Annotated in this window: 26 protein-coding genes; 13 read left to right on the plus strand and 13 right to left on the minus strand. The window is 52.1% G+C overall.

Annotation, left to right across the window (positions count from 1 at the left end; all coding sequences use genetic code 11):
- The first annotated feature begins 227 nt into the window (after positions 1–227).
- The gene (locus tag J2887_RS01405; RefSeq protein ID WP_227173623.1) at positions 228–647 is read left to right on the plus strand and encodes a hypothetical protein; all 420 of its coding nucleotides are present in this window, start codon (positions 228–230) and stop codon (positions 645–647) included.
- Between the two features lie 114 nt (positions 648–761).
- Complete coding sequence (locus tag J2887_RS01410) at positions 762–1,574, plus strand: DUF2971 domain-containing protein (RefSeq protein WP_227173625.1); 813 nt, start codon at positions 762–764, stop codon at positions 1,572–1,574.
- Between the two features lie 347 nt (positions 1,575–1,921).
- On the opposite strand, the gene J2887_RS01415 is transcribed toward J2887_RS01410, so the two are convergent.
- Positions 1,922–3,061: an IS110 family transposase gene (locus tag J2887_RS01415; protein ID WP_227173627.1), complete on the minus strand. Its 1,140-nt coding sequence runs from the start codon at positions 3,059–3,061 to the stop codon at positions 1,922–1,924.
- Between the two features lie 127 nt (positions 3,062–3,188).
- On the opposite strand from J2887_RS01415, the gene J2887_RS01420 reads away from it, so the two are divergent.
- The 6 genes from J2887_RS01420 to J2887_RS01445 all read left to right on the plus strand — a co-directional run bounded on the left by J2887_RS01420 (position 3,189) and on the right by J2887_RS01445 (position 8,600).
- Positions 3,189–3,623: a hypothetical protein gene (locus J2887_RS01420; RefSeq protein ID WP_227173629.1), complete on the plus strand. Its 435-nt coding sequence runs from the start codon at positions 3,189–3,191 to the stop codon at positions 3,621–3,623.
- A gap of 85 nt (positions 3,624–3,708) precedes the next feature.
- Positions 3,709–4,530 carry a hypothetical protein gene (locus J2887_RS01425; protein ID WP_227173631.1) on the plus strand — a complete coding sequence of 274 codons (822 nt, stop codon included), beginning with the start codon at positions 3,709–3,711 and terminating at the stop codon, positions 4,528–4,530.
- Between the two features lie 59 nt (positions 4,531–4,589).
- Entirely contained in the window at positions 4,590–5,540 is a 951-nt protein-coding gene (locus J2887_RS01430; protein WP_227173633.1) for a toll/interleukin-1 receptor domain-containing protein, read from the plus strand.
- An 85-nt stretch (positions 5,541–5,625) separates the two neighbouring features.
- Positions 5,626–6,069 carry an antibiotic biosynthesis monooxygenase family protein gene (locus J2887_RS01435; protein WP_227173635.1) on the plus strand — a complete coding sequence of 148 codons (444 nt, stop codon included), beginning with the start codon at positions 5,626–5,628 and terminating at the stop codon, positions 6,067–6,069.
- A gap of 19 nt (positions 6,070–6,088) precedes the next feature.
- Positions 6,089–7,555 (plus strand): protein kinase domain-containing protein, encoded by a 1,467-nt coding sequence (locus tag J2887_RS01440; protein WP_227173637.1) that lies wholly within the window; start codon positions 6,089–6,091, stop codon positions 7,553–7,555.
- Positions 7,556–7,628: 73 nt separating this feature from the next.
- Positions 7,629–8,600, plus strand: coding sequence for a hypothetical protein (locus J2887_RS01445; RefSeq protein ID WP_227173639.1), 972 nt, complete (start codon positions 7,629–7,631; stop codon positions 8,598–8,600).
- 62 nt (positions 8,601–8,662) lie between these two features.
- Here J2887_RS01445 and J2887_RS21785 read toward each other — a convergent pair whose 3' ends face one another.
- Positions 8,663–8,974 carry a type II toxin-antitoxin system RelE/ParE family toxin gene (locus J2887_RS21785; RefSeq protein WP_227173642.1) on the minus strand — a complete coding sequence of 104 codons (312 nt, stop codon included), beginning with the start codon at positions 8,972–8,974 and terminating at the stop codon, positions 8,663–8,665.
- Between the two features lie 5 nt (positions 8,975–8,979).
- Complete coding sequence (locus J2887_RS01455; protein WP_227173644.1) at positions 8,980–9,216, minus strand: addiction module protein; 237 nt, start codon at positions 9,214–9,216, stop codon at positions 8,980–8,982.
- 349 nt (positions 9,217–9,565) lie between these two features.
- Between J2887_RS01455 and J2887_RS21790 the strand changes: the two genes are divergently transcribed.
- The 4 genes from J2887_RS21790 to J2887_RS01475 all read left to right on the plus strand — a co-directional run bounded on the left by J2887_RS21790 (position 9,566) and on the right by J2887_RS01475 (position 10,778).
- Positions 9,566–9,691 (plus strand): type II toxin-antitoxin system RelE/ParE family toxin, encoded by a 126-nt coding sequence (locus tag J2887_RS21790; RefSeq protein WP_416381905.1) that lies wholly within the window; start codon positions 9,566–9,568, stop codon positions 9,689–9,691.
- 10 nt (positions 9,692–9,701) lie between these two features.
- A complete protein-coding gene (locus J2887_RS01465) occupies positions 9,702–10,016 on the plus strand; it encodes a HigA family addiction module antitoxin (protein ID WP_227173647.1) in 315 nt (104 codons plus the stop codon).
- A 283-nt stretch (positions 10,017–10,299) separates the two neighbouring features.
- Positions 10,300–10,485 (plus strand): type II toxin-antitoxin system RelE/ParE family toxin, encoded by a 186-nt coding sequence (locus tag J2887_RS01470; RefSeq protein ID WP_267461609.1) that lies wholly within the window; start codon positions 10,300–10,302, stop codon positions 10,483–10,485.
- Positions 10,485–10,778: a HigA family addiction module antitoxin gene (locus J2887_RS01475; protein ID WP_227173649.1), complete on the plus strand. Its 294-nt coding sequence runs from the start codon at positions 10,485–10,487 to the stop codon at positions 10,776–10,778. Before J2887_RS01470 ends, J2887_RS01475 begins: the two co-directional genes overlap by 1 nt.
- 341 nt (positions 10,779–11,119) lie before the next feature.
- Here the strand turns inward: J2887_RS01475 and J2887_RS01480 are convergent, their stop codons facing one another.
- Positions 11,120–12,259 carry an IS110 family transposase gene (locus tag J2887_RS01480; RefSeq protein WP_227173627.1) on the minus strand — a complete coding sequence of 380 codons (1,140 nt, stop codon included), beginning with the start codon at positions 12,257–12,259 and terminating at the stop codon, positions 11,120–11,122.
- Between the two features lie 131 nt (positions 12,260–12,390).
- On the opposite strand from J2887_RS01480, the gene J2887_RS01485 reads away from it, so the two are divergent.
- Positions 12,391–12,969, plus strand: coding sequence for a plasmid pRiA4b ORF-3 family protein (locus J2887_RS01485; RefSeq protein WP_227173650.1), 579 nt, complete (start codon positions 12,391–12,393; stop codon positions 12,967–12,969).
- Between the two features lie 230 nt (positions 12,970–13,199).
- Here the strand turns inward: J2887_RS01485 and J2887_RS01490 are convergent, their stop codons facing one another.
- The 9 genes from J2887_RS01490 to J2887_RS01530 form a co-directional block, all read right to left on the minus strand.
- Entirely contained in the window at positions 13,200–13,517 is a 318-nt protein-coding gene (locus J2887_RS01490) for a CcdB family protein (RefSeq protein ID WP_227173652.1), read from the minus strand.
- Complete coding sequence (locus J2887_RS01495) at positions 13,517–13,762, minus strand: type II toxin-antitoxin system CcdA family antitoxin (RefSeq protein WP_227173654.1); 246 nt, start codon at positions 13,760–13,762, stop codon at positions 13,517–13,519. The genes J2887_RS01490 and J2887_RS01495 overlap by 1 nt, the downstream gene beginning before the upstream one ends.
- Positions 13,763–13,895: 133 nt before the next feature.
- A complete protein-coding gene (locus tag J2887_RS01500) occupies positions 13,896–14,297 on the minus strand; it encodes a PIN domain nuclease (RefSeq protein WP_227173656.1) in 402 nt (133 codons plus the stop codon).
- A 101-nt stretch (positions 14,298–14,398) separates the two neighbouring features.
- Positions 14,399–14,653 carry a Txe/YoeB family addiction module toxin gene (locus tag J2887_RS01505; protein WP_227173658.1) on the minus strand — a complete coding sequence of 85 codons (255 nt, stop codon included), beginning with the start codon at positions 14,651–14,653 and terminating at the stop codon, positions 14,399–14,401.
- Positions 14,650–14,901, minus strand: coding sequence for a type II toxin-antitoxin system Phd/YefM family antitoxin (locus J2887_RS01510; protein WP_227173659.1), 252 nt, complete (start codon positions 14,899–14,901; stop codon positions 14,650–14,652). The genes J2887_RS01505 and J2887_RS01510 overlap by 4 nt, the downstream gene beginning before the upstream one ends.
- A 192-nt stretch (positions 14,902–15,093) precedes the next feature.
- Positions 15,094–15,459 carry a histidine triad nucleotide-binding protein gene (locus tag J2887_RS01515; protein WP_227173661.1) on the minus strand — a complete coding sequence of 122 codons (366 nt, stop codon included), beginning with the start codon at positions 15,457–15,459 and terminating at the stop codon, positions 15,094–15,096.
- Between the two features lie 46 nt (positions 15,460–15,505).
- A complete protein-coding gene (locus J2887_RS01520) occupies positions 15,506–16,801 on the minus strand; it encodes an FAD-dependent monooxygenase (protein WP_227173663.1) in 1,296 nt (431 codons plus the stop codon).
- Between the two features lie 113 nt (positions 16,802–16,914).
- Entirely contained in the window at positions 16,915–17,475 is a 561-nt protein-coding gene (locus J2887_RS01525) for an aminoacyl-tRNA deacylase (RefSeq protein WP_227173665.1), read from the minus strand.
- A 212-nt stretch (positions 17,476–17,687) separates the two neighbouring features.
- Positions 17,688–18,521: a mechanosensitive ion channel family protein gene (locus J2887_RS01530; RefSeq protein WP_227173667.1), complete on the minus strand. Its 834-nt coding sequence runs from the start codon at positions 18,519–18,521 to the stop codon at positions 17,688–17,690.
- Positions 18,522–18,586 lie beyond the last annotated feature (65 nt).

Below are 18,586 nucleotides of genomic sequence, written 5' to 3' on the forward strand. Positions count from 1 at the left end.
GGGTTACCCACCAGAAGAAGTGAAGAGCCTTATCCATACAGTTGTCGGGATATTATGGCATCTGACACATTTTACGCAAACGAACCTAGAGAAAATCTCTCTAAGTGCTTGATAGAGTCGGAATTGCCGTATAGGTTTGATGGAGAAATGTGGCGGGATATCACGTCTGGTGACGTGTTTAAACACGTCATGTGCCGTTGAATCAATGTTAGCACTCTTGAAAGATTATGAACATCGTAGAAATTATAGAGAAAAGAGGTTGTGGTGAGCTTAGAATAAACTTTGCAACCAATTGGAATTACTCCACTAATCAAATATTGAGTGGATTTGGTCTCTTTCCAAATGAAGAGAATCTTATTGAGGTGACTATCGAAGTTGCTCGTGAGATTGTCGAGACTCTACTTTGGCGTGATCTTGCTTACAGCGGTGAAATCATGTCAAAGAATGATGCTATAAAGTATTCTGAGTATTTGATCTATTCCCAAGCACCAAGAGAATCTACTTTTTATACTAATGCAGAATGGCAAAAGTATCACCAAACAAGCTCCTTCAGCTCAAAGCGTTTTACTAATTCTACATTTGATGGTGGTGTTCTATGTGTGGGTAAAGATTCATCGATGAGTATATGGGTTGAAGATGAAGATTAGTGCTAACAAGGGCCAGCAACGGACTGTCAAAAGTGTCACTCAAATTGCTAGCGCAATTACGTGCCACTTTTTCCAGCCGCTGTGGCCGGCGTTAGCTTCTTCTGAGGGAAGTTCATGATTCTGTACAAGTACATGTCCTTCGGTGCCGCGCGAAAGGTGATCGATACCCTATCACTAGGATTTTCATGCCTTGAAGATTTGAACGACCCTTTTGAATGCACAGCCTTTGGTTTTAAAGATAGCGAGGGGGCTATAAGCGCAAAAACCGCCACGGATGCTTATAGAAACCGCTTTTCGAGAAAATACGGTGTTTTATCGTTGACTCGTCAGCCGTTAAACGCACTTATGTGGTCGCATTATGGAGACTCTCACCAAGGTGTAGTGCTTGGGTTTGATTGTGATTTGGCCGGCTTTTCAGACCCGAAAAGCAACGTGATTCCAAGCCAGTATGGAGAGCTGATCTACTCAGCTACGAAGCCGCACAACGATCTACCCGTGATTGGCGAGAATGAGCTAATGGATATTGGTGGTAGCCTTCGTTTTGATTCGAATGCCTTCAATCTAATGAAGAGAGCTTTTCTGTATAAGTCTCTCGAGTGGGCGTACGAAGAAGAAGTCCGTGTTGTAAAAAATATTGGGGGAATCCCCTTCGGTTATCACACAGGCGGTGGTCGCCATCGTGAATGTAATATGGTAACTGTCTCTGGTAGACCTCTATACTGCTTTGATGTGCCAGAGAATTCGCTCAAAGAAATTTACTTGGGGCGGCATTTATATAGAAACGTTACAAAAGGTGGCTCTGTTACCGATGAAGAGTTGAAAGGTGTGCTTCAGTCCTGGGGGGAAAAAGATATCAAGATGATGCAATGTGAACCCGACGTTCACTCCTGGAACCTCGTTGCAAAACCATCTATCAATAAAAGCTAACCAGTGGCTGTTGGCGGACGCACCTATGCTGGCGCTCCGGCACGCCGCAAAGCCAAGGCGTTGATATGACTCCCCACGTCAAGAGGCAAACACCGGTCCAGGCCCGTTTTTCAGAGCTACATTCCCGCGGTAAAGGGCGGGTCAGGACAGACGCTGAGGCCAGTAATCGTCGACGGTTTTCATGCTGATATCCGTGGGTTCTCACCACCTTACTTTTCCGTCGTGAAGCCGGTCCTCCGTCTATGAGCGAGCGTCTGGTCTGAGTCGTCAGCCAGGCTTCCTAACGCGCGTCGAGGGTTGCTTCACACTCCGCGGCCTGAAGCGCCTGTCCTGTCCCATAATCGTTGTCATAGCATCAACCTTGGATCGGGTTTGGCGATCACCACTTCCCGGGCAATCGCCCAGATGTGACCGACCAGTTCTCTGGCAATGGCGGCCACGACCACGTTTCGATGTTTGCCGCGCTGCATCAGCGATCGATAGCGTCGACAGAGTCGGACCTGAGCATCCCAGGCCTTTTCCACAATGGCCTTGGGCAAGTCTTCCTGGCGCTGCTGCAAGATCCGGGAGGTTTTGGCCGGGTATCGATAGGCATGGGCTGCTTCGATCAGCATGCGTCTTGCCCGTTTGTTGCCGGCACAGGTCAGTGGCCCGATCCGACGGCGGCTGCCACTGGATCGTTCGCTGGGCGTTAGACCAACGTATGCCATCAGCTTCCTGGGGTTGTCGAAGCGCTGGAGATCCCCCAGTTCAGCGACAACGCTGGTAGCGACCAGCAACTGAACACCCCGTAGCGCCTGGACGGCTTTGACCAGTGGGTAGAACCGCCATCGCCGCACCTGGTAGCTGAGTTCGTTATCGAGCCGTTCGAGACGCTTGTGGCGTTCGACAATGGTGTAGAGCATTTCCCGGAACACGGTGTTCTGGGACGGCGTGGGCATGACCAGTTCGGAGAGCCAGCGCAGGTGTGCGGCCGACCAGTTGGCTGAACCGGTGTAGCGGATATCCTGTCGCAACAGGAACGCCTTGAGCTGGCTCTTGGCGTTTTTGAGATCCCACATGGCAGTTTCCCGGGCTCGGGAAAGATCGCGGATGGCCTCATCTTCCGGTTCCGGCACATAAATGGGATCAATGTCGCCGTTGCGCAGCAACTGGGCCAGTTGCATACAATCGCGCTTGTCGGTTTTGACCTGTTGGCCGGGCTTCTTCGGGATCATGGATGGCGCCACCACGAAGCAGGGATAGTCCCAGCTTGAGAGCAATCGATAGAGCCAGTAACCGCAAGGGCCGGCTTCATACACGAACTGAAGCTGGCAGCCTGGATGTCGGGACTCGAACTGCCGGACCATCTTTCGGATGGCGTAGTGCTGGGTGCCAATGGTGCCCACGTAAGTGACTGGATCGGTTCGGGAATCTGTGGCGTAGGCCACGGCAATGGTGTCTTTGTGCGTATCCAGTCCGATGAACAGTGTGCTATGTTTTTTCATGGTGCTGCCCCCAATTTTACGCATGAGAACACGTAAATTATGGCTCTGGCTGAGGCTAACCCACGAAGCGGGGGCAGCCCTCTAGTGGGGAGTCATAATGTCTATGTTTTGAGGAAGAATTCGACAAATGCGTTTACCTCAAGAAGCTGAAGAGACACTGAGAAGCAATATCAAGTTCTGCTTCAGTAGCGAGTTTGTAGTCACAGAGGAAGACGCAAAGTGGTTTCAAGAAAATCTTGGACTAGCCGATTCACGTTCAGCGTTCGTCGCTTTCTACACCATCGTAGCTTTTCCTCCCGTCGGAAATGGGCCCGAGCTACTAACTTTAGAGTCGATCCTCGAGAACTCAGCAGAAGATATTCAAGAGCTACCGGAAGGGCTCGGCACTCGCTTCATTCGACTAACCTCGTTCGAAGGTGAGGGTGCGTACTATTTCGACGTTAAAACAGACAAAATATATGATGTCGCTTGGGGGCAAGAGGCTGATTTGAGCAGTGGTCAACTCAGCCCTTTGGAGGAATCCTTTTTCGATTTTCTAGCAAGGTATTATAAAAAAACATAACAATCGGCTGCACGGCGACCGATTTTCCGCCGCTTCGCGACTCCAAACCGGCGCGTGAGCCGGGCGTTGTACGTAAAGGTAAGCAATGAAAACAGATATAAAAAAGGTTTGGCGTGCGCTTCGGCCAACAGTCAAAGATGGCTTCACCTTTAATGAGACAAAGGATGTAGTCGCGGCTGCTGCATTGCCGGTGGAAGAGTTGGCGCACCTCCAACAGAAGTCATTGCCAGCGAAGGGAGCATCAAAAGGAGAGCTTCTTGATGCGTTGGATGGTTTGATTTCGAAAGAGCCTAATCCTGACAAGGCAATACAGTATCTTATAGCCGCAATGCTTGAGCAGAAAAGCCACCTTGAAGCTCGCATCTCAGATTGCGCACAGAGGTTTGGCTGGAAATTAGTTGATGGGCAGCTTCGGCCGTTGGATTTTCAAGTCGATGATGCTGTCCAAGATTTTTCTGCGGAAGTGAAGGGTCTTCTTCGAACCGCATATCGGCGGTTTGGCGAAGGAGATTATTCGGGCGCAATGACCGCCATATGTAGCGGATTAGACACAGTCACAAATTACCTCTACACAGTACATGATCTTGGAAACCCTCATGACGACTCATATCAGCAGAGGGTGTCTCGGTCATTTGCGGTCTTAGAGCCCGTCTATCGAGACAGATTTGGTCAGATGACCGATGATGGCAACGAAGTTAATAGGTTATGGCAAAACTATCGTGGTGCCATCAATCAAGCAGCTTACGTTATGGGGTCGTTTCGGCGAAATGCTAGTGATGTACATGGTGTGTCTGCCTGTCCCCCGGAGTTGATCAGGCACGCAATCGACAGCGGCACCTTCATCATCAGGAGCATCACATCTGAAACTTCGGGAAACGTACAACAAGACGATGCACTCGACTTTTAAAAGCTAGCGCTTTCAAAAGCGAGTGATCTTGGCGTTATATGAATAAATAGGGAGAGTTCATGAATCCAAAAGTTTTTGTAAGTCATGCAAGCGAAGACAAGGTTCGATTTGTGAATAAGTTTGCTACCAAATTGAGAGAAAACGGTGTTGATGCTTGGTTAGATAAATGGGAGATGCTACCGGGTGACAGTCTCGTAGATAAGATCTTTGAAGAAGGTCTTAAGGAGGCTGAAGCGGTAATAATTGTTTTGTCGAACTTCAGCGTCAGTAAGCCTTGGGTTCGTGAGGAACTAAATGCAAGTATCGTAAGCAAGTTATCTAAAGGAACTAAGATAATTCCCGTTGTTCTTGATGATTGCAAAGTACCGGAATCGTTGACATCCACTTTGTGGGAATCGATTAGTAATTTTGAAGACTATGAGACTAGTTTCAAGAGGATATTATCATCGATTTTTGGTGCCACGGATAAGCCCGCCTTAGGTTCATCGCCTGCGCATGTGACCAGTAAATATCATGAGATTGGCGGCCTTACAAAAGCAGATAATCTTATTCTAAAATCCTCCTGTGATCAGGCCATAGAAACTGGTGATATTTTTGTCAATCCAGAATCATTATTTTCTAACGGCAACGATTTTGGTTTTAGCCGCGCCGAGATTAAGGACTGCATAGAGGTTCTTGAAGAAAATGGATATCTGGACGTAACTAGGTTTTTAGGGGGTGGGGATAACTACGGTTGTCATTACAAGGTTACTACATACGGGTTCGATAAGTATGCAAATGCATATATCAGTGATTATGCTTCAATTGTTGAGGGTGTCGTCAGCGCTATAGTGAATGAAAATATGACTAACAATGCTGAGTTACGAGAAAAGATTGGTAAAGAAGTTATCGTCATCAATCATATCCTGGATGTACTAGAATCGAATGGTCATATCAAGCTAATCAAACTCTTAGGTGGCGGAATCCAGATACATCATGTAGCAGCAAGTCTTCGCAGGGCTTTAGCGTGATTCATATAACAAGCGCGTCAATTAGGACGCTCGCAAGCTCGCGCCTATTACGCAGGCGTTACAAAGCAAGGGAGAGTGCGTAGTAATGATCGCCAGGGAATGGAAATGCCGGGTGCCGGAAGTCCATAGTGAAGGGTTTACGGGCTATTTATACGAAACCGGCATCAAAGACTCTTCCGCAACTCCTGGGTTTCTCGGCGCTCAGATTTTCCACCGTTCCCTCGCCGGCAAAGTTGAACTCACCCTCATCACATACTGGGACACGCTGGCATCCATCAAGGCTTTCGCTGGCGACGAAATTTCTCGGGCCCGTCTGTACCCGGAAGACGAGGTATATGAGCTTGAGCCTGACCTTTCAGTGCAGCACTATGAGGTTATCGAACATCAGATTTCACCAGAGCTTCGGGGGGTAAACGGGTGCTCTTGCTTTGTAACCAGTCAATCAAGTTCGTTCCGGCCTGCGGCCTCCACCGGACGCCCCTGTCGGGCCGCCGCTTATTTCAGCGTTAGACATTCGCAAGCATTTTAAAAGAGATAAGTGCACCTACATGAGTCAGAATAGACCGAAAAAATCTCGTCTTAAGAAAGGTCGAACCATTGCCGGTTGGCGACTCATCGAAAAGCTGGGTTCCGGAGGAAATGGCGATGTTTGGAAAGTCGTCAATGACTCCGGAAACGAGTATGCAATGAAATTCCTACGGCAAATAGATGACGTCACATATGAGCGTTTTAAATCAGAGGTACATATTCTCTCGACCGTAGACATCGACGGAGTTATCAAGATAGTCGAATCATTTATACCTCAAGAAAAATCTGAAGGTATCCCGTGGTTTGTAATGCCTCTGGCAGAGAGTTTTACAGATTATATCAAAAGAAAAGCAGCATTAGATGTTGTGTCAGACTTTGTGTGTTTGGCTAAAACTCTGGAAGAACTTCATCATAAGGAAATATCTCATCGTGATATCAAGCCTGAAAATCTATTATTCTTAAATGGCCGTTTATTTTTCACTGATTTTGGCCTTGTAAAATATCCTAAAAAAGAAAAAGTGACTCCCCAGAAGCGGGATGTAGGAGCTAAATTTACAATGGCTCCGGAAATGAGGCGCATAGCAAGCGACGCAGATGGTAAAAAAGCTGATATCTATTCATTTGCCAAGACACTCTGGATCGCGCTTACTGGTGAGTCGAAGGGGTTTGACGGCCAATATGTTCCTAACGGGATATTGGGGCTAAATAAATACCATCGTGGTCTATATTTAACATCTTTGGACGAGCTAATAGTACGATCGACGGATAATGATCCAGGTTTGCGGCCATCGATGGGTTATTTCTATGAAGAGCTAGAAAAATGGCTCCGATTAAATGAAGATTTCGAAGAAAGAAACGTAACTGAATGGTTCGAGCTACAAAAAATTATTTTTCCCATTGGGGTTCCTGAACGCACGACGTGGACAAATTTAGACTCAATTGTTGCTGTTATTAATGAGCTGTCGAAAGCGCACTCTCTCAATCACATGTTTTTTCCCGATGTCGGTGGCCACACGATCACCGGAGCATCAATTGCGTATGAAGACGGATTTATTGCTTTGCATGTCGGTGAAAAAATTGCTGAGCTATTGAGGCCCAAAAAGCTCACGTATGAATCGTTCGGTGTCGATCCTTCTTGGGACTACTTCAGGTTAGAGGCGGAACCGGTCAAGCCAACAGGCATAGAGAACGCGGTGAGCTACGACGGTATTGTAGAAGCTCTTACTGAGATTGAGCCAGGGGAGTACGTACCCTATGGGGCTTGGGATCATGGTGAATACAACGGGGAAGAATTGCCTGATTTCGCCCGCCCTGTTAGTCGTTACTTAAAGGGATCTTTTGTTTTTTTCTGTACGACATCAATCTATAACAGGTTGAGAGGCAAATACGACGCCTATAATGCAGGTCATAACAAAATGACTGAAGATGAATTTCGTGAATTTATTCGATCCGATGCCGAACATGTGGCTAAACTTAGTAAAGTCTAACAAGTTGCTGCACGCGGATAAATTACTCGCTGCGCTCCTAATTTACCGGTGAGCAAAGCGTTATAAGTGAGTTATGCCACACGTTTATCTCGATCAAAACGCCCTATCCGGAATGAGAGAGCGGGTACTCGCAAAATCTCATGATGAGGAACTGCGTGCCCTCAAAACACTAGTTACTGGTAAGAGTGTTGAGGTTCTTTACACGGCGACCCACTTGCGCGAAATCCAGCAAATTCCTCACGAAAGTTACCGACAGGAGCATCTAGATCTCCTTTGGGGGCTTGGAGCAGCCTATTTGACCCCGATAACGAATATGCTGGTGAGAAGTCATCCGAAAAACGTGTGGAATGATTTTTTGGAGAATGAATCGCAGAATGCCAAGTCGGGTACAAAATCGCTTGTCGAAATCCAGGATCTTATTCATCGAAAATTATCAGGCCTCCCGGTAGATCAAACTTTCAGCGAGCTGAACGCGATGCTCCAAAATGATCTTCAAATAGTTTTGAAGGATGCGTTGAGCCACCTCGACAGCACATTGGGTTCCGAAGTTGGCGAAGATCAGCTTGAGTCAATGAAGGTTCAGATAGAGTCACAGCTATCACAGATTAAAAACATGCAGGGACTCGATGTCCCAGATGATCAAGAATTAGGGCCAAAACCTTTCAGAGAGCTTGATCAAATCAAGGAAATAGAGAAGCTTCCCCCCGAACAGGTAATCCCTTCGATAGAAGGATTTTTTCGCAAGGAAAACCCAAATTTTCATTGGAGCGACTATTTCGAGGGCACACCTGAGAACCACATTGCTGTTTGCTACTCTCTCCTAAACTGGGCCGGATATTGGGCAGACGATTTTACCAGTATGGGAAAGGGGAAAGACCGGTTCAATGCATCAAAGAATGATCTGATGCATGTTCAAAGTGGTGCTCGCTGCTATCTTCTTGTTTCCAACGATGTGGCATTTCTGAAAAAAGCCGATGCTATTTACAAGCATCTCAATATTGGGACCTTGCCTGTGAGACCCGGTGAGGCGCTCCGATACTTATAACCAGTGCGTCAACGGGACCGTTTTGTTCCGCTGCCGCTCCAAAACGGCCCGTTACGCGGGCGTTATGGGGAGAGCCGTCTCCGCCAGTAGCCTGGTTTTCTGGAGTGGTGAGCAAAAGCAACGACTATAATAGCTTGGTTTCTTTCGATGGTTACGAGGGAGAAGGGGAATCTATGAAGGATGAGTTGTTTTGCTCCGGATTCTGCGGCGTCAGGGTTGACTGGAACCAGTGGGGGATAGGGTTCCTCAAGCCGCTCAATTGCTTGTTCGAAAGCATTGATCAGGCGTTCTCCAAGCCCAACTTCTTCCTGCTCATACCAGGTAGCGGCTTCTTCCAATTCTGTAGCAGCTTCCCTGCTGACTCTTGCTCTCAAAACGATCAGCCTCTGATTCGATCTCTGGCGCGGGACAGAACTTCCTTTGCATCGAGCAGCTCTGCTTCTCCTGAATCAATCTGGTGGATTCTTCGGCGAATCTCACGGTCCCACGCTTCTGCAACACCTTCATCTGCAGGGCCATCCAGGCTTGCCACCAGATCTTTGGCTAAAGCGGCGCGCTCCCGTTCGGAGAGCGTCATGGCAGCATTTCTGAGGGTTTCGAGTTCGAGCGCAGTCATTTGACACCCCGCGGAGATAGATATAGGTAAATGATGCAGGATGTTTCACCCCATAACAAGTGGCAGCACGGTGACCGCTTTTCCGCCGCGCTGCGGCTCCAAACCGGCGCGTGAGCCGGGCGTTATGCACCTCACTCAGCCTACTTTCCGCATACTAACGCTTTACGTTATTAACGCTCTGCGTCACCATTTCTATATGATCATATCGTTCAAGTGTAAAAATGCCGAGAAGCTGGCAAGCGGACGCCGAGTTAGACGCTTCGTCAATTTTGAGCGAGTTGCTTTGAGGAAAATTCGGTAACTCCAGGCTGCAAGCCAGTTGGATGATCTTAAAGTACCACCCGGGAATATGTTGGAGCCATTGCTTGGTGATCGCCAAGGTCAGCACAGCATCCGAATCAACAGGCAGTTCCGGGTTTGCTTCCGATGGACCAAGGCTGGCGCGGAAGATGTCGAAATTGTTGATTACCATTAGGAGGTAACTCATGCGCAACATTGAAGCTGTAACGCCAGGGGAGTTACTGAAGGAAGAGTTTCTTGAGCCGATGGGTATTTCTCAATACCGCTTGGCCAAAGAGATTGGGGTGCCTGCTCAGAGGATAGGCCAGATTATTGCTGGAAAGCGTTCGGTAACCGCAGACACGGACCTGCGACTTTGTCGCTTTTTTGGTTTGTCCAATGGCTACTGGTTGCGAGCTCAGGCAGCCTACGACATTGAGATTGCGGAAGATGCCCTTGAGGATCAGTTAAAGAATATTCGTCCGTGGAGTGCTGTATCTGAAATCGGGCCCAGGGCATAATCGGGTGAAACCGGCTGAACGGTGATCTTCCCACAGGGGGCTTTCACCCCATTAGTTCATGCCCATGCTGGGCGTACACCAGGCCATGCACCGGCTGCCAAAACCTCCGCTTCGCTGCGGTTCTGTCACCGGTGATGGCGGGCGTTAAGCTTTGTTGTTGCGCAGTGCGCAACACGCTATAATCCCCTCCTGATTAAATCATTTCGTCACAAAGGGCTGAAACGGTTCTACTCGACGTGGCAACACGTCAGGCATACAGCCTGACCACGCCAAGAAGCTGCGAATGCAGCTGGCTGCGCTGGACACGGCCACTTCGGTGGAAGATATGGATATACCGGGTTTCCGGCTTTATCCATTGAAGGCTAGAGACAAAGGGCGGTGGTCGATTCGTGTTACCGGAAATTGGCGCATGACGTTCGAATTTCAGGACGGTAACGCCTACATTCCTGATTATGAGGATTATCATTAATGGCTATGCATAATCCGCCGCATCCTGGTGAATTCATTCGGGAAGTGTACCTGGAGCCTTTTGATATCAGTTCCCGTCAGCTTGCTTCCAGTTTGGGGGTCTCTCCCTCCACTTTGTCTCGGCTGCTCAAAGGGAATAGTGGTATTAGCCCGGAAATGTCGCTTCGACTATCCAAGGTTCTCGGGCGTTCTCCTGAGAGTTGGTTGGCGATGCAAGATATGTACGATCTATGGGTGGCCCGCAACACGGTCAACCTGGATGGAATCCATCCCCTGGACTTCGAGGAAGCTTAACCAATGGCTGTTGTTGGACGCGCCTGCGCTCCGGTGCGCCGAGAAGCCAGGGCGTTGATATGACTCCCCACGTCAAGAGGCAAACACCGGTCCAGGCCCGTTTTTCAGAGCTACATTCCCGCGGTAAAGGGCGGGTCAGGACAGACGCTGAGGCCAGTAATCGTCGACGGTTTTCATGCTGATATCCGTGGGTTCTCACCACCTTACTTTTCCGTCGTGAAGCCGGTCCTCCGTCTATGAGCGAGCGTCTGGTCTGAGTCGTCAGCCAGGCTTCCTAACGCGCGTCGAGGGTTGCTTCACACTCCGCGGCCTGAAGCGCCTGTCCTGTCCCATAATCGTTGTCATAGCATCAACCTTGGATCGGGTTTGGCGATCACCACTTCCCGGGCAATCGCCCAGATGTGACCGACCAGTTCTCTGGCAATGGCGGCCACGACCACGTTTCGATGTTTGCCGCGCTGCATCAGCGATCGATAGCGTCGACAGAGTCGGACCTGAGCATCCCAGGCCTTTTCCACAATGGCCTTGGGCAAGTCTTCCTGGCGCTGCTGCAAGATCCGGGAGGTTTTGGCCGGGTATCGATAGGCATGGGCTGCTTCGATCAGCATGCGTCTTGCCCGTTTGTTGCCGGCACAGGTCAGTGGCCCGATCCGACGGCGGCTGCCACTGGATCGTTCGCTGGGCGTTAGACCAACGTATGCCATCAGCTTCCTGGGGTTGTCGAAGCGCTGGAGATCCCCCAGTTCAGCGACAACGCTGGTAGCGACCAGCAACTGAACACCCCGTAGCGCCTGGACGGCTTTGACCAGTGGGTAGAACCGCCATCGCCGCACCTGGTAGCTGAGTTCGTTATCGAGCCGTTCGAGACGCTTGTGGCGTTCGACAATGGTGTAGAGCATTTCCCGGAACACGGTGTTCTGGGACGGCGTGGGCATGACCAGTTCGGAGAGCCAGCGCAGGTGTGCGGCCGACCAGTTGGCTGAACCGGTGTAGCGGATATCCTGTCGCAACAGGAACGCCTTGAGCTGGCTCTTGGCGTTTTTGAGATCCCACATGGCAGTTTCCCGGGCTCGGGAAAGATCGCGGATGGCCTCATCTTCCGGTTCCGGCACATAAATGGGATCAATGTCGCCGTTGCGCAGCAACTGGGCCAGTTGCATACAATCGCGCTTGTCGGTTTTGACCTGTTGGCCGGGCTTCTTCGGGATCATGGATGGCGCCACCACGAAGCAGGGATAGTCCCAGCTTGAGAGCAATCGATAGAGCCAGTAACCGCAAGGGCCGGCTTCATACACGAACTGAAGCTGGCAGCCTGGATGTCGGGACTCGAACTGCCGGACCATCTTTCGGATGGCGTAGTGCTGGGTGCCAATGGTGCCCACGTAAGTGACTGGATCGGTTCGGGAATCTGTGGCGTAGGCCACGGCAATGGTGTCTTTGTGCGTATCCAGTCCGATGAACAGTGTGCTATGTTTTTTCATGGTGCTGCCCCCAATTTTACGCATGAGAACACGTAAATTATGGCTCTGGCTGAGGCTAACCCACGAAGCGGGGGCAGCCCTCTAGTGGGGAGTCATAATGTCTATACGCTTAGGTAGAACAGTAAACAAGTATGGTTAGTAATTTAAGAGAAGTTTATCAACTGAAGGTCCAATTAAAGGGGATTCGTCCACCAATCTGGAGACGTTTCTTGATATCCAATACATCTACACTTGAAGAATTTCACCGCACAATTCAGATTGTCATGGGCTGGACGAATTCTCATTTACATCAGTTCATATCTGGAATGTCAAGATATGGAATGGTAGATCCGGAATTTGGAATGGATTGGGATGATGAGTTACAGGACGAGCTCAATTTTAAGGTAAAAGATATCTTAAAAAATGAAGGCGACTCAATTCTATATGAGTATGATTTTGGTGATGGCTGGGAGCATAAAGTCACATTGGAAAAAGTTCTCCCTTACGATAAAGAGCAATTTCTACCAACGTGTATCAAGGGCAAGCGAGGCTGCCCACCTGAAGATGTTGGCGGTGTATGGGGATATGCTGAATTTCTCGAGAAATGGGTTGATGAAAACCATCCTGAACATGAAGATTTAACAGAATGGGCTGGAGACTATTTTGATCCCGAAATATTTGACCAGATTGAAACAAATGAAATACTGAAAGAAGTATTCGCCAGCGTATAACAAGGGCCAGCAACGGACTGCCAAACCTGTGGCCGGCGTTATCACATAAGGAAGTGTATCAATGAAGCAAACAGGTAGTTGTCTCTGCGCCTGAAGTCAACCGAGGGGATGGGCTTGGAGCTCAAAATACTGTCTCCCGTTTTTAAAATCATCTAATTGTTTGATTTTTATAGTTAAATGTCTTAAGTCGAATGGCATTCGGGGCGCCGTGAGATGCCTCCCTATCCCGATTAAATGCCAGTGACAGCAAGATCCAGGGCCCCAACAATCTGCTCCCTAAAATGGGAGAGGGAACCAACAGGGTTTTTGAGATGCTTTTCTGGTATGGAGGAGATTTGCGGGGTTAACAGCAGCAGCTCCTGATCGGCAAAGCTGATTTCCGGTGTGAGTCCTTGCATGGCTTTGCCTCCAAAGGCAGAACGTTTGCCCAAAGGAATAACGATTCGAGTTGCCAGATCGCTCAGGAGGCTGCTCTGAATATCGACAAGGTAAGGGTAGTGCGCTTTGCTGGTTTTGCTTGGGTTGGGGTACACATCGAACTGTGCCATTAAAACTCCCTGAATTCGTCGCCAAAGCACCCATGTTGTTCGACAAAGTCGTTGTAACTTTTTATGGCAGTACGATTTTCCTCAATCCATTGTGCTGCTTCGCGTTTCGCAAGTTCTTCTTTCAGAGCTCGCTCCAGGGTGGCGGACAAGTTAATGTTCAATTCTCGGGTCTTACGCAGCAGATCGCTATTGATTGAGAGGTTCGCGGCTTTTTTGGGCGCGGCTAAATCATAGAGTTCGGCCATGGGGATCTCCAGGTAGCTTTTCCATCTACAACTTGAGTCTACGCGCATGGTAATGCGCATACAAACATTTGACCAATGGCTGTTGTCGGACGCGCCTACGCTGGCGCTCCGGGCACGCCGCAAAGCCAGGGCGTTATGTTTCTCGCAGAGCCGGTTCGAGTCCTAAGTGGTCAACAAATGGAACGAAATCCCGATCCAGAAAGAGCAGCGGGAGGTTGTTCTCTATGCAGAACGTCGCGATGATGGTGGCGGCGGTTTTTCGGATCGTGATTCCTTTTTTGCGGAGCGCCCGATAGGTGTCGGCGTACTTTCCAGCCATCTCTTTGCCAAACATTTCGTACTGATCCAGAGCGAGCAGGCTTTGTTTGGTCTGACGGTATTGTTTGTCGTCGCGGATTCGTTGAAGGATCTCCAGAAATATGAGGTCGCCGATAGCGACAGACCCTTGGACGATGGAGGTATCAAGCAGATCAGTGTGCGGGTTTTCGGCCCCCTTGAAGTAGTCGATCCAGACGCTGGTATCCTCCAGTATCATCTGGCACTCCGCATTTCATCGAAAACATAACAATCGGTTGCACAGTGACCGATTCTCCGCCGCTTCGTGCCTCCAAACCGGCCCATTACGCCGGCGTTAAATCAGTAGTTATACCGGAGCTGGGCGATAAGCAAAGCGTCATCCGTGACTTTGTAAACTATTCGGTGTTCTTCGTTGATCCGGCGAGACCAGTATCCGGCGAGGCTGTGTTTGAGGGGCTCTGGTTTGCCAACACCTTCGAACGGCTCTCGCTTGGTCTCCTTGATCAGCTTGTTGATTCGGTTAAGAATCTTTTTGTCGGTTTTTTGCCAGTACAGATAGTCTTCCCAGGCGTTCTCAGAGAAGACGAGTTTCATTCAAGAAGATCCTTTTCTCGACCACCGCCTTGCTCCAGCTCGGCAACGGACTCCAGCAAACGGCGGGCGTTTTTTGGCGCGCGCAGGAGGTATGCCGTTTCTTGCAGCGCCTCGTAGTCCTCCAGGGACATCATCACCACGGACTGCGATTTGCTCCGGGTGATGACCACAGGGGAATGGTCTTCACAGACCTGCTCCATGGTTTTCGCCAGATTGGTTCTGGCGGCTGTATAACTAATGGCATCCATAAGGCTGCTCCTGTACAGGATGTTGACCATGTTCAGGATACCGTACGCCAAAGGACTTAACAATCGTCTGCACAGCGACCGATTTTCCGCCGCTCGGCGACTCCAAACCGGCGCGTGAGCCGGGTTAGGGCTGGTCGTAGTGCCCTCCAATGGCGAGAACGTACTTCCACGCTCCTCTGTGATGAACCGTTCTTAGGTCTGCTTCATGGTGTCGGTGTACGGCGGCCAGCCCAGGGGCTTGCCGGCCAGCAGGTGAAGGTGCAGGTGGAATACGGTCTGGCCGGCGCTCTCTCCGCAGTTCATCACGACCCGATAGCCGTCCTCGGCAAAGCCCATCTCGGCGGCGAGCTTGGCGGCTACCAGATAGAGGTGCCCGAGCAGTTCTCGATCCGCTTCCTGGATGTCGTTGATGGTGGCAATGCGCCGCCGGGGGATGATCAGCAGGTGTACCGGAGCCTGGGGGTTGATGTCCCGGAACGCCAGGCTGAGATCGTCCTCATAGACGATGTCGGCGGGAATCTCCCGGTTGATGATTTTGTCGAAAATAGTTTCTGACATCGGGGCGGCTCCTTGCGGGTGGCGGTGATTGGCTTGCTGCTCAGGCTCAGTGGGAACTGAGCCCGGGCAAACGGTTGATCAGCAGTTGTAGGGCCGGTGGCCACTGTTCCTCAATGCCCATGGCATAGCGTGCCACCCGGTTGCGGGCAAAGGGCATGGCCTGGGCCAGGCCGAGGCCGAGGTTACGGGCCAGGTGCAGTGGCGGCAGGCGGTTGCTGAACAGATGGTAGAACAGGTCCATTGCCAGCATCATGCGGCGGTTGGCCGGGCGGCGCTGGTGTTCGTACTGGGCGAGGGTGGCGGCATTGGCCAGATCGGTGCCGCTGCGACGGCATTCCCGCAGCAGCGCCTGCAGGCACTGGGCGTCCTGGAACCCCAGGTTGACACCCTGACCCGCCAGCGGGTTGATGGTGTGGGCGGCATCGCCTACCAGTACCACCCGGTCCCGAACGTAGTGTTTGGCGTGCTGGCGGGCAATGGGAAAGCTGGCCCGGCCGTCGAGGTGGGTCAGGGGAGGCAGGTTGTCAGGGAACGCCTGCTGAACTTCTTGCAGCAGTTCTTCCGGCGTCAACTGCTTGAGCCGGGCCAGGGTGTCCGGGTGGTCGTACCACACCAGCGAGGCCCAGCTCTCGCCAGGGTACTGGTCGCCGGCGCTGTGCAAAGGCAGGAAGGCCCGGGGACCGGTGGGGTAGAACCCCTGCCAGGTGATGTCTTCAACCCCACCGCGGTAGCGCACCGACAGCACCATGGCCTGCTGGCCATACTGGTCACGCTCGGTGCCGATGCCGGCCAGACTCCGGATCGGCGACTGGGCGCCGTCGGCTCCCACCACCAGTTGGCCGGCCAGTTGGCGGCCGTCGGCCAGTTCCACCCGGGCGCCGTCAGGCCCGGAACTGAGGCCGGTGACGGCCTGACCGGTCAGCAGGGTCACGCTGTCCTGCTGTTCGGCGCACTGCCACAGGGCGCTCTGGGTGATGCGGTTCTCGACAATGTGGCCCAGGTGACTGGTGCTGAGATCCTGGGCATCGAAGGTGGTGCGTGCCAGCGGCCGCGGCAGCAGTGTCGACAGTGGGTGCGGGGACTGGTCCCACACCGCCAGGCGACGATAGGGCGTCAGCCGCATGGCGGCCATCAGCGGCCAGGTGCCCAGCTGCCGCAGGTAACGTTCGCTGCCGGCGCTGAGGGCGGAGACCCGCAGGTCCGGTGCCTGTGAGGAATCAAAGGGGGAGGGCGTGTCCCGGTCCACCAGGGCCACGGAAAGTCCACTCTGGCCAAGGCCGGTGGCAAGGGCGGCGCCCACCATCCCGGCGCCCACCACCACAATGTCGTACGCGCTTGTCATAGGGTGTCCTGTCTGGAGTGTGTCCAGCGGCCGGTGCAACCGCGCCCCGGCCGGAAAACCCTAGTTTACGCGCTGGCAGCGGTCGCACAAGCGCGGCCACTGCAACACCTCGCTCAATAGCCCAGCACGTCCGAGGTCATAATCTCGTCCAGTGCCATCTTGCGGGGTTTCTGGCCCTTCTTCAGCCAGGCTGGCTTGGGGGCCCCGGGCTTGGTGAAGCCCTGGTTGATCACCACCGGGTGCACCAGTGCCAGGAAGTCGGCGGTTTTCATGTGAATGGATTCGGTGTGGGTGCCGGCCGCAAACGCCAGTTCCGGTTGTTCGGTAAGGGCCTCGGCACAGTACACCGACATGTCGAACAGGTTGCCGAACGGTGGCATGGCGCCGACCTCGCAGTCCGGGAAGCGGTCCTGAAAGGCCTGCTCATCGGCCAGGTCGACAAAGTCGGTATCGAGAATGTTGCTGAGTCGTTGCCATTTCACCCGCCAGGTGGCGGGCATGACCAGCATGGCCATCTTGCCGTCCAGCTCGATGATCACGGTCTTGACCACCCGGTCGCCGGCGATCTTGACGTGATGGGCCAGCTGTTGGGCGGTGTACGCGGGGGGATGGGGCAGGCACATGTACTCCACGCCTGCCTGGTCGAGAAATTCTTTTAACTGCTGTACCGGCATCGTTACAACCTCCTACCAGCAATGACAGCTAGCCGATCGGCGCGCCAACCGGCGTGGCTGGAATCCGGTGCTCCAGACTCCTTACCCGACAGCTTAGCTGAGCCGTTCCGGAATGCGAGGGCATTTATGTGACGTTTTGCGAACAGCTGCACCAGGGTAGTGCGAGTCAGGAGGGTGGCCGGAACAGACTGTTCCGGCCGGGGTGAGGGGCCTCAGTCGGCCTTATACAAATGCACGTCGCGCTGTGGGAAAGGGATAGAGATTCCCTCGGCGTCGAAGGTCTTCTTGACGTTTTCCTGCATGTCGAAATAGAACGGCCAGTAGTTCTCGGCTTTCAGCCATACCCGTACGGTGAAATCCACCGAGCTCTCGCCCAGGCCGCCGACCACCACCATGGGTGCCGGATCGGTCATGGCGCGGTCGTCGTTCTCGATCAGCCGACGGATGATGCCCTTGGCTTTCTCGATGTCGTCACCGTAGCCGATGCCGAAGCTCATATCGCAGCGGCGGGTGTTGTAGGCGCTGTAATTGATCAGGCTGGCGTTGGACAGGTTGCCGTTGGGGATGATGATGCGGCGGTTGTCGAAGGTGTTGAGCACGGTGTAGAGAATCTGGATCTCCACCACGGTGCCCAGGTAGCCCTGGGCTTCGATCACATCGCCTACCTTGAAGGGCTTGAAGATAAGAATCAGCACGCCGCCGGCAAAGTTCGCCAGGCTGCCCTGCAGCGCCAGGCCCACGGCCAGGCCGGCGGCACCCATGATGGCAACGAACGAGGTGGTGGCAATGCCCACCATTGAGGCCACCGAGATCAGCAGCAGGATCTTCAGGGTGATGCCGATCAGTCCACAGAGAAACTTGCTGAGGGTGGGGTCCTTGGCGGTCAGCCGGTTTTCCAGCATGTTCATCAGTCGCTTGATCAGCCACAGGCCGACGATCAGCGTCACCAGGGCCAGAACTACCTTGGGGGCATAGGCGACAATCATTGCCGTTGCCTGGTCGATCAGCCCAGAGGCAGCGCCGTTCGCTCCAAACAGGTCTTCCATTGGAAACTCCTTTGTTTCATTCGTGTTATGACCGCGCCTGGTCGGCAGTGATGCTCATAACCAGG

The organism is Marinobacter sp. CA1 (assembly GCF_020546665.1).
Lineage (GTDB): Bacteria > Pseudomonadota > Gammaproteobacteria > Pseudomonadales > Oleiphilaceae > Marinobacter > Marinobacter xestospongiae.

What these genes read in the sequence shown, in the direction of transcription:
- J2887_RS01405 (WP_227173623.1), top strand. Translation starts at nt 228, where the DNA reads ATGAACATCGTAGAAATTATAGAGAAAAGAGGTTGTGGTGAGCTTAGA.
- J2887_RS01410 (WP_227173625.1), top strand. Translation starts at nt 762, where the DNA reads ATGATTCTGTACAAGTACATGTCCTTCGGTGCCGCGCGAAAGGTGATC.
- J2887_RS01415 (WP_227173627.1), bottom strand. Translation starts at nt 3,061, where the DNA reads ATGAAAAAACATAGCACACTGTTCATCGGACTGGATACGCACAAAGAC.
- J2887_RS01420 (WP_227173629.1), top strand. Translation starts at nt 3,189, where the DNA reads ATGCGTTTACCTCAAGAAGCTGAAGAGACACTGAGAAGCAATATCAAG.
- J2887_RS01425 (WP_227173631.1), top strand. Translation starts at nt 3,709, where the DNA reads ATGAAAACAGATATAAAAAAGGTTTGGCGTGCGCTTCGGCCAACAGTC.
- J2887_RS01430 (WP_227173633.1), top strand. Translation starts at nt 4,590, where the DNA reads ATGAATCCAAAAGTTTTTGTAAGTCATGCAAGCGAAGACAAGGTTCGA.
- J2887_RS01435 (WP_227173635.1), top strand. Translation starts at nt 5,626, where the DNA reads ATGATCGCCAGGGAATGGAAATGCCGGGTGCCGGAAGTCCATAGTGAA.
- J2887_RS01440 (WP_227173637.1), top strand. Translation starts at nt 6,089, where the DNA reads ATGAGTCAGAATAGACCGAAAAAATCTCGTCTTAAGAAAGGTCGAACC.
- J2887_RS01445 (WP_227173639.1), top strand. Translation starts at nt 7,629, where the DNA reads ATGCCACACGTTTATCTCGATCAAAACGCCCTATCCGGAATGAGAGAG.
- J2887_RS01455 (WP_227173644.1), bottom strand. Translation starts at nt 9,216, where the DNA reads ATGACTGCGCTCGAACTCGAAACCCTCAGAAATGCTGCCATGACGCTC.
- J2887_RS21790 (WP_416381905.1), top strand. Translation starts at nt 9,566, where the DNA reads ATGTTGGAGCCATTGCTTGGTGATCGCCAAGGTCAGCACAGCATCCGA.
- J2887_RS01465 (WP_227173647.1), top strand. Translation starts at nt 9,702, where the DNA reads ATGCGCAACATTGAAGCTGTAACGCCAGGGGAGTTACTGAAGGAAGAG.
- J2887_RS01470 (WP_267461609.1), top strand. Translation starts at nt 10,300, where the DNA reads ATGCAGCTGGCTGCGCTGGACACGGCCACTTCGGTGGAAGATATGGAT.
- J2887_RS01475 (WP_227173649.1), top strand. Translation starts at nt 10,485, where the DNA reads ATGGCTATGCATAATCCGCCGCATCCTGGTGAATTCATTCGGGAAGTG.
- J2887_RS01480 (WP_227173627.1), bottom strand. Translation starts at nt 12,259, where the DNA reads ATGAAAAAACATAGCACACTGTTCATCGGACTGGATACGCACAAAGAC.
- J2887_RS01485 (WP_227173650.1), top strand. Translation starts at nt 12,391, where the DNA reads ATGGTTAGTAATTTAAGAGAAGTTTATCAACTGAAGGTCCAATTAAAG.
- J2887_RS01490 (WP_227173652.1), bottom strand. Translation starts at nt 13,517, where the DNA reads ATGGCACAGTTCGATGTGTACCCCAACCCAAGCAAAACCAGCAAAGCG.
- J2887_RS01495 (WP_227173654.1), bottom strand. Translation starts at nt 13,762, where the DNA reads ATGGCCGAACTCTATGATTTAGCCGCGCCCAAAAAAGCCGCGAACCTC.
- J2887_RS01500 (WP_227173656.1), bottom strand. Translation starts at nt 14,297, where the DNA reads ATGATACTGGAGGATACCAGCGTCTGGATCGACTACTTCAAGGGGGCC.
- J2887_RS01505 (WP_227173658.1), bottom strand. Translation starts at nt 14,653, where the DNA reads ATGAAACTCGTCTTCTCTGAGAACGCCTGGGAAGACTATCTGTACTGG.
- J2887_RS01510 (WP_227173659.1), bottom strand. Translation starts at nt 14,901, where the DNA reads ATGGATGCCATTAGTTATACAGCCGCCAGAACCAATCTGGCGAAAACC.
- J2887_RS01515 (WP_227173661.1), bottom strand. Translation starts at nt 15,459, where the DNA reads ATGTCAGAAACTATTTTCGACAAAATCATCAACCGGGAGATTCCCGCC.
- J2887_RS01520 (WP_227173663.1), bottom strand. Translation starts at nt 16,801, where the DNA reads ATGACAAGCGCGTACGACATTGTGGTGGTGGGCGCCGGGATGGTGGGC.
- J2887_RS01525 (WP_227173665.1), bottom strand. Translation starts at nt 17,475, where the DNA reads ATGCCGGTACAGCAGTTAAAAGAATTTCTCGACCAGGCAGGCGTGGAG.
- J2887_RS01530 (WP_227173667.1), bottom strand. Translation starts at nt 18,521, where the DNA reads ATGGAAGACCTGTTTGGAGCGAACGGCGCTGCCTCTGGGCTGATCGAC.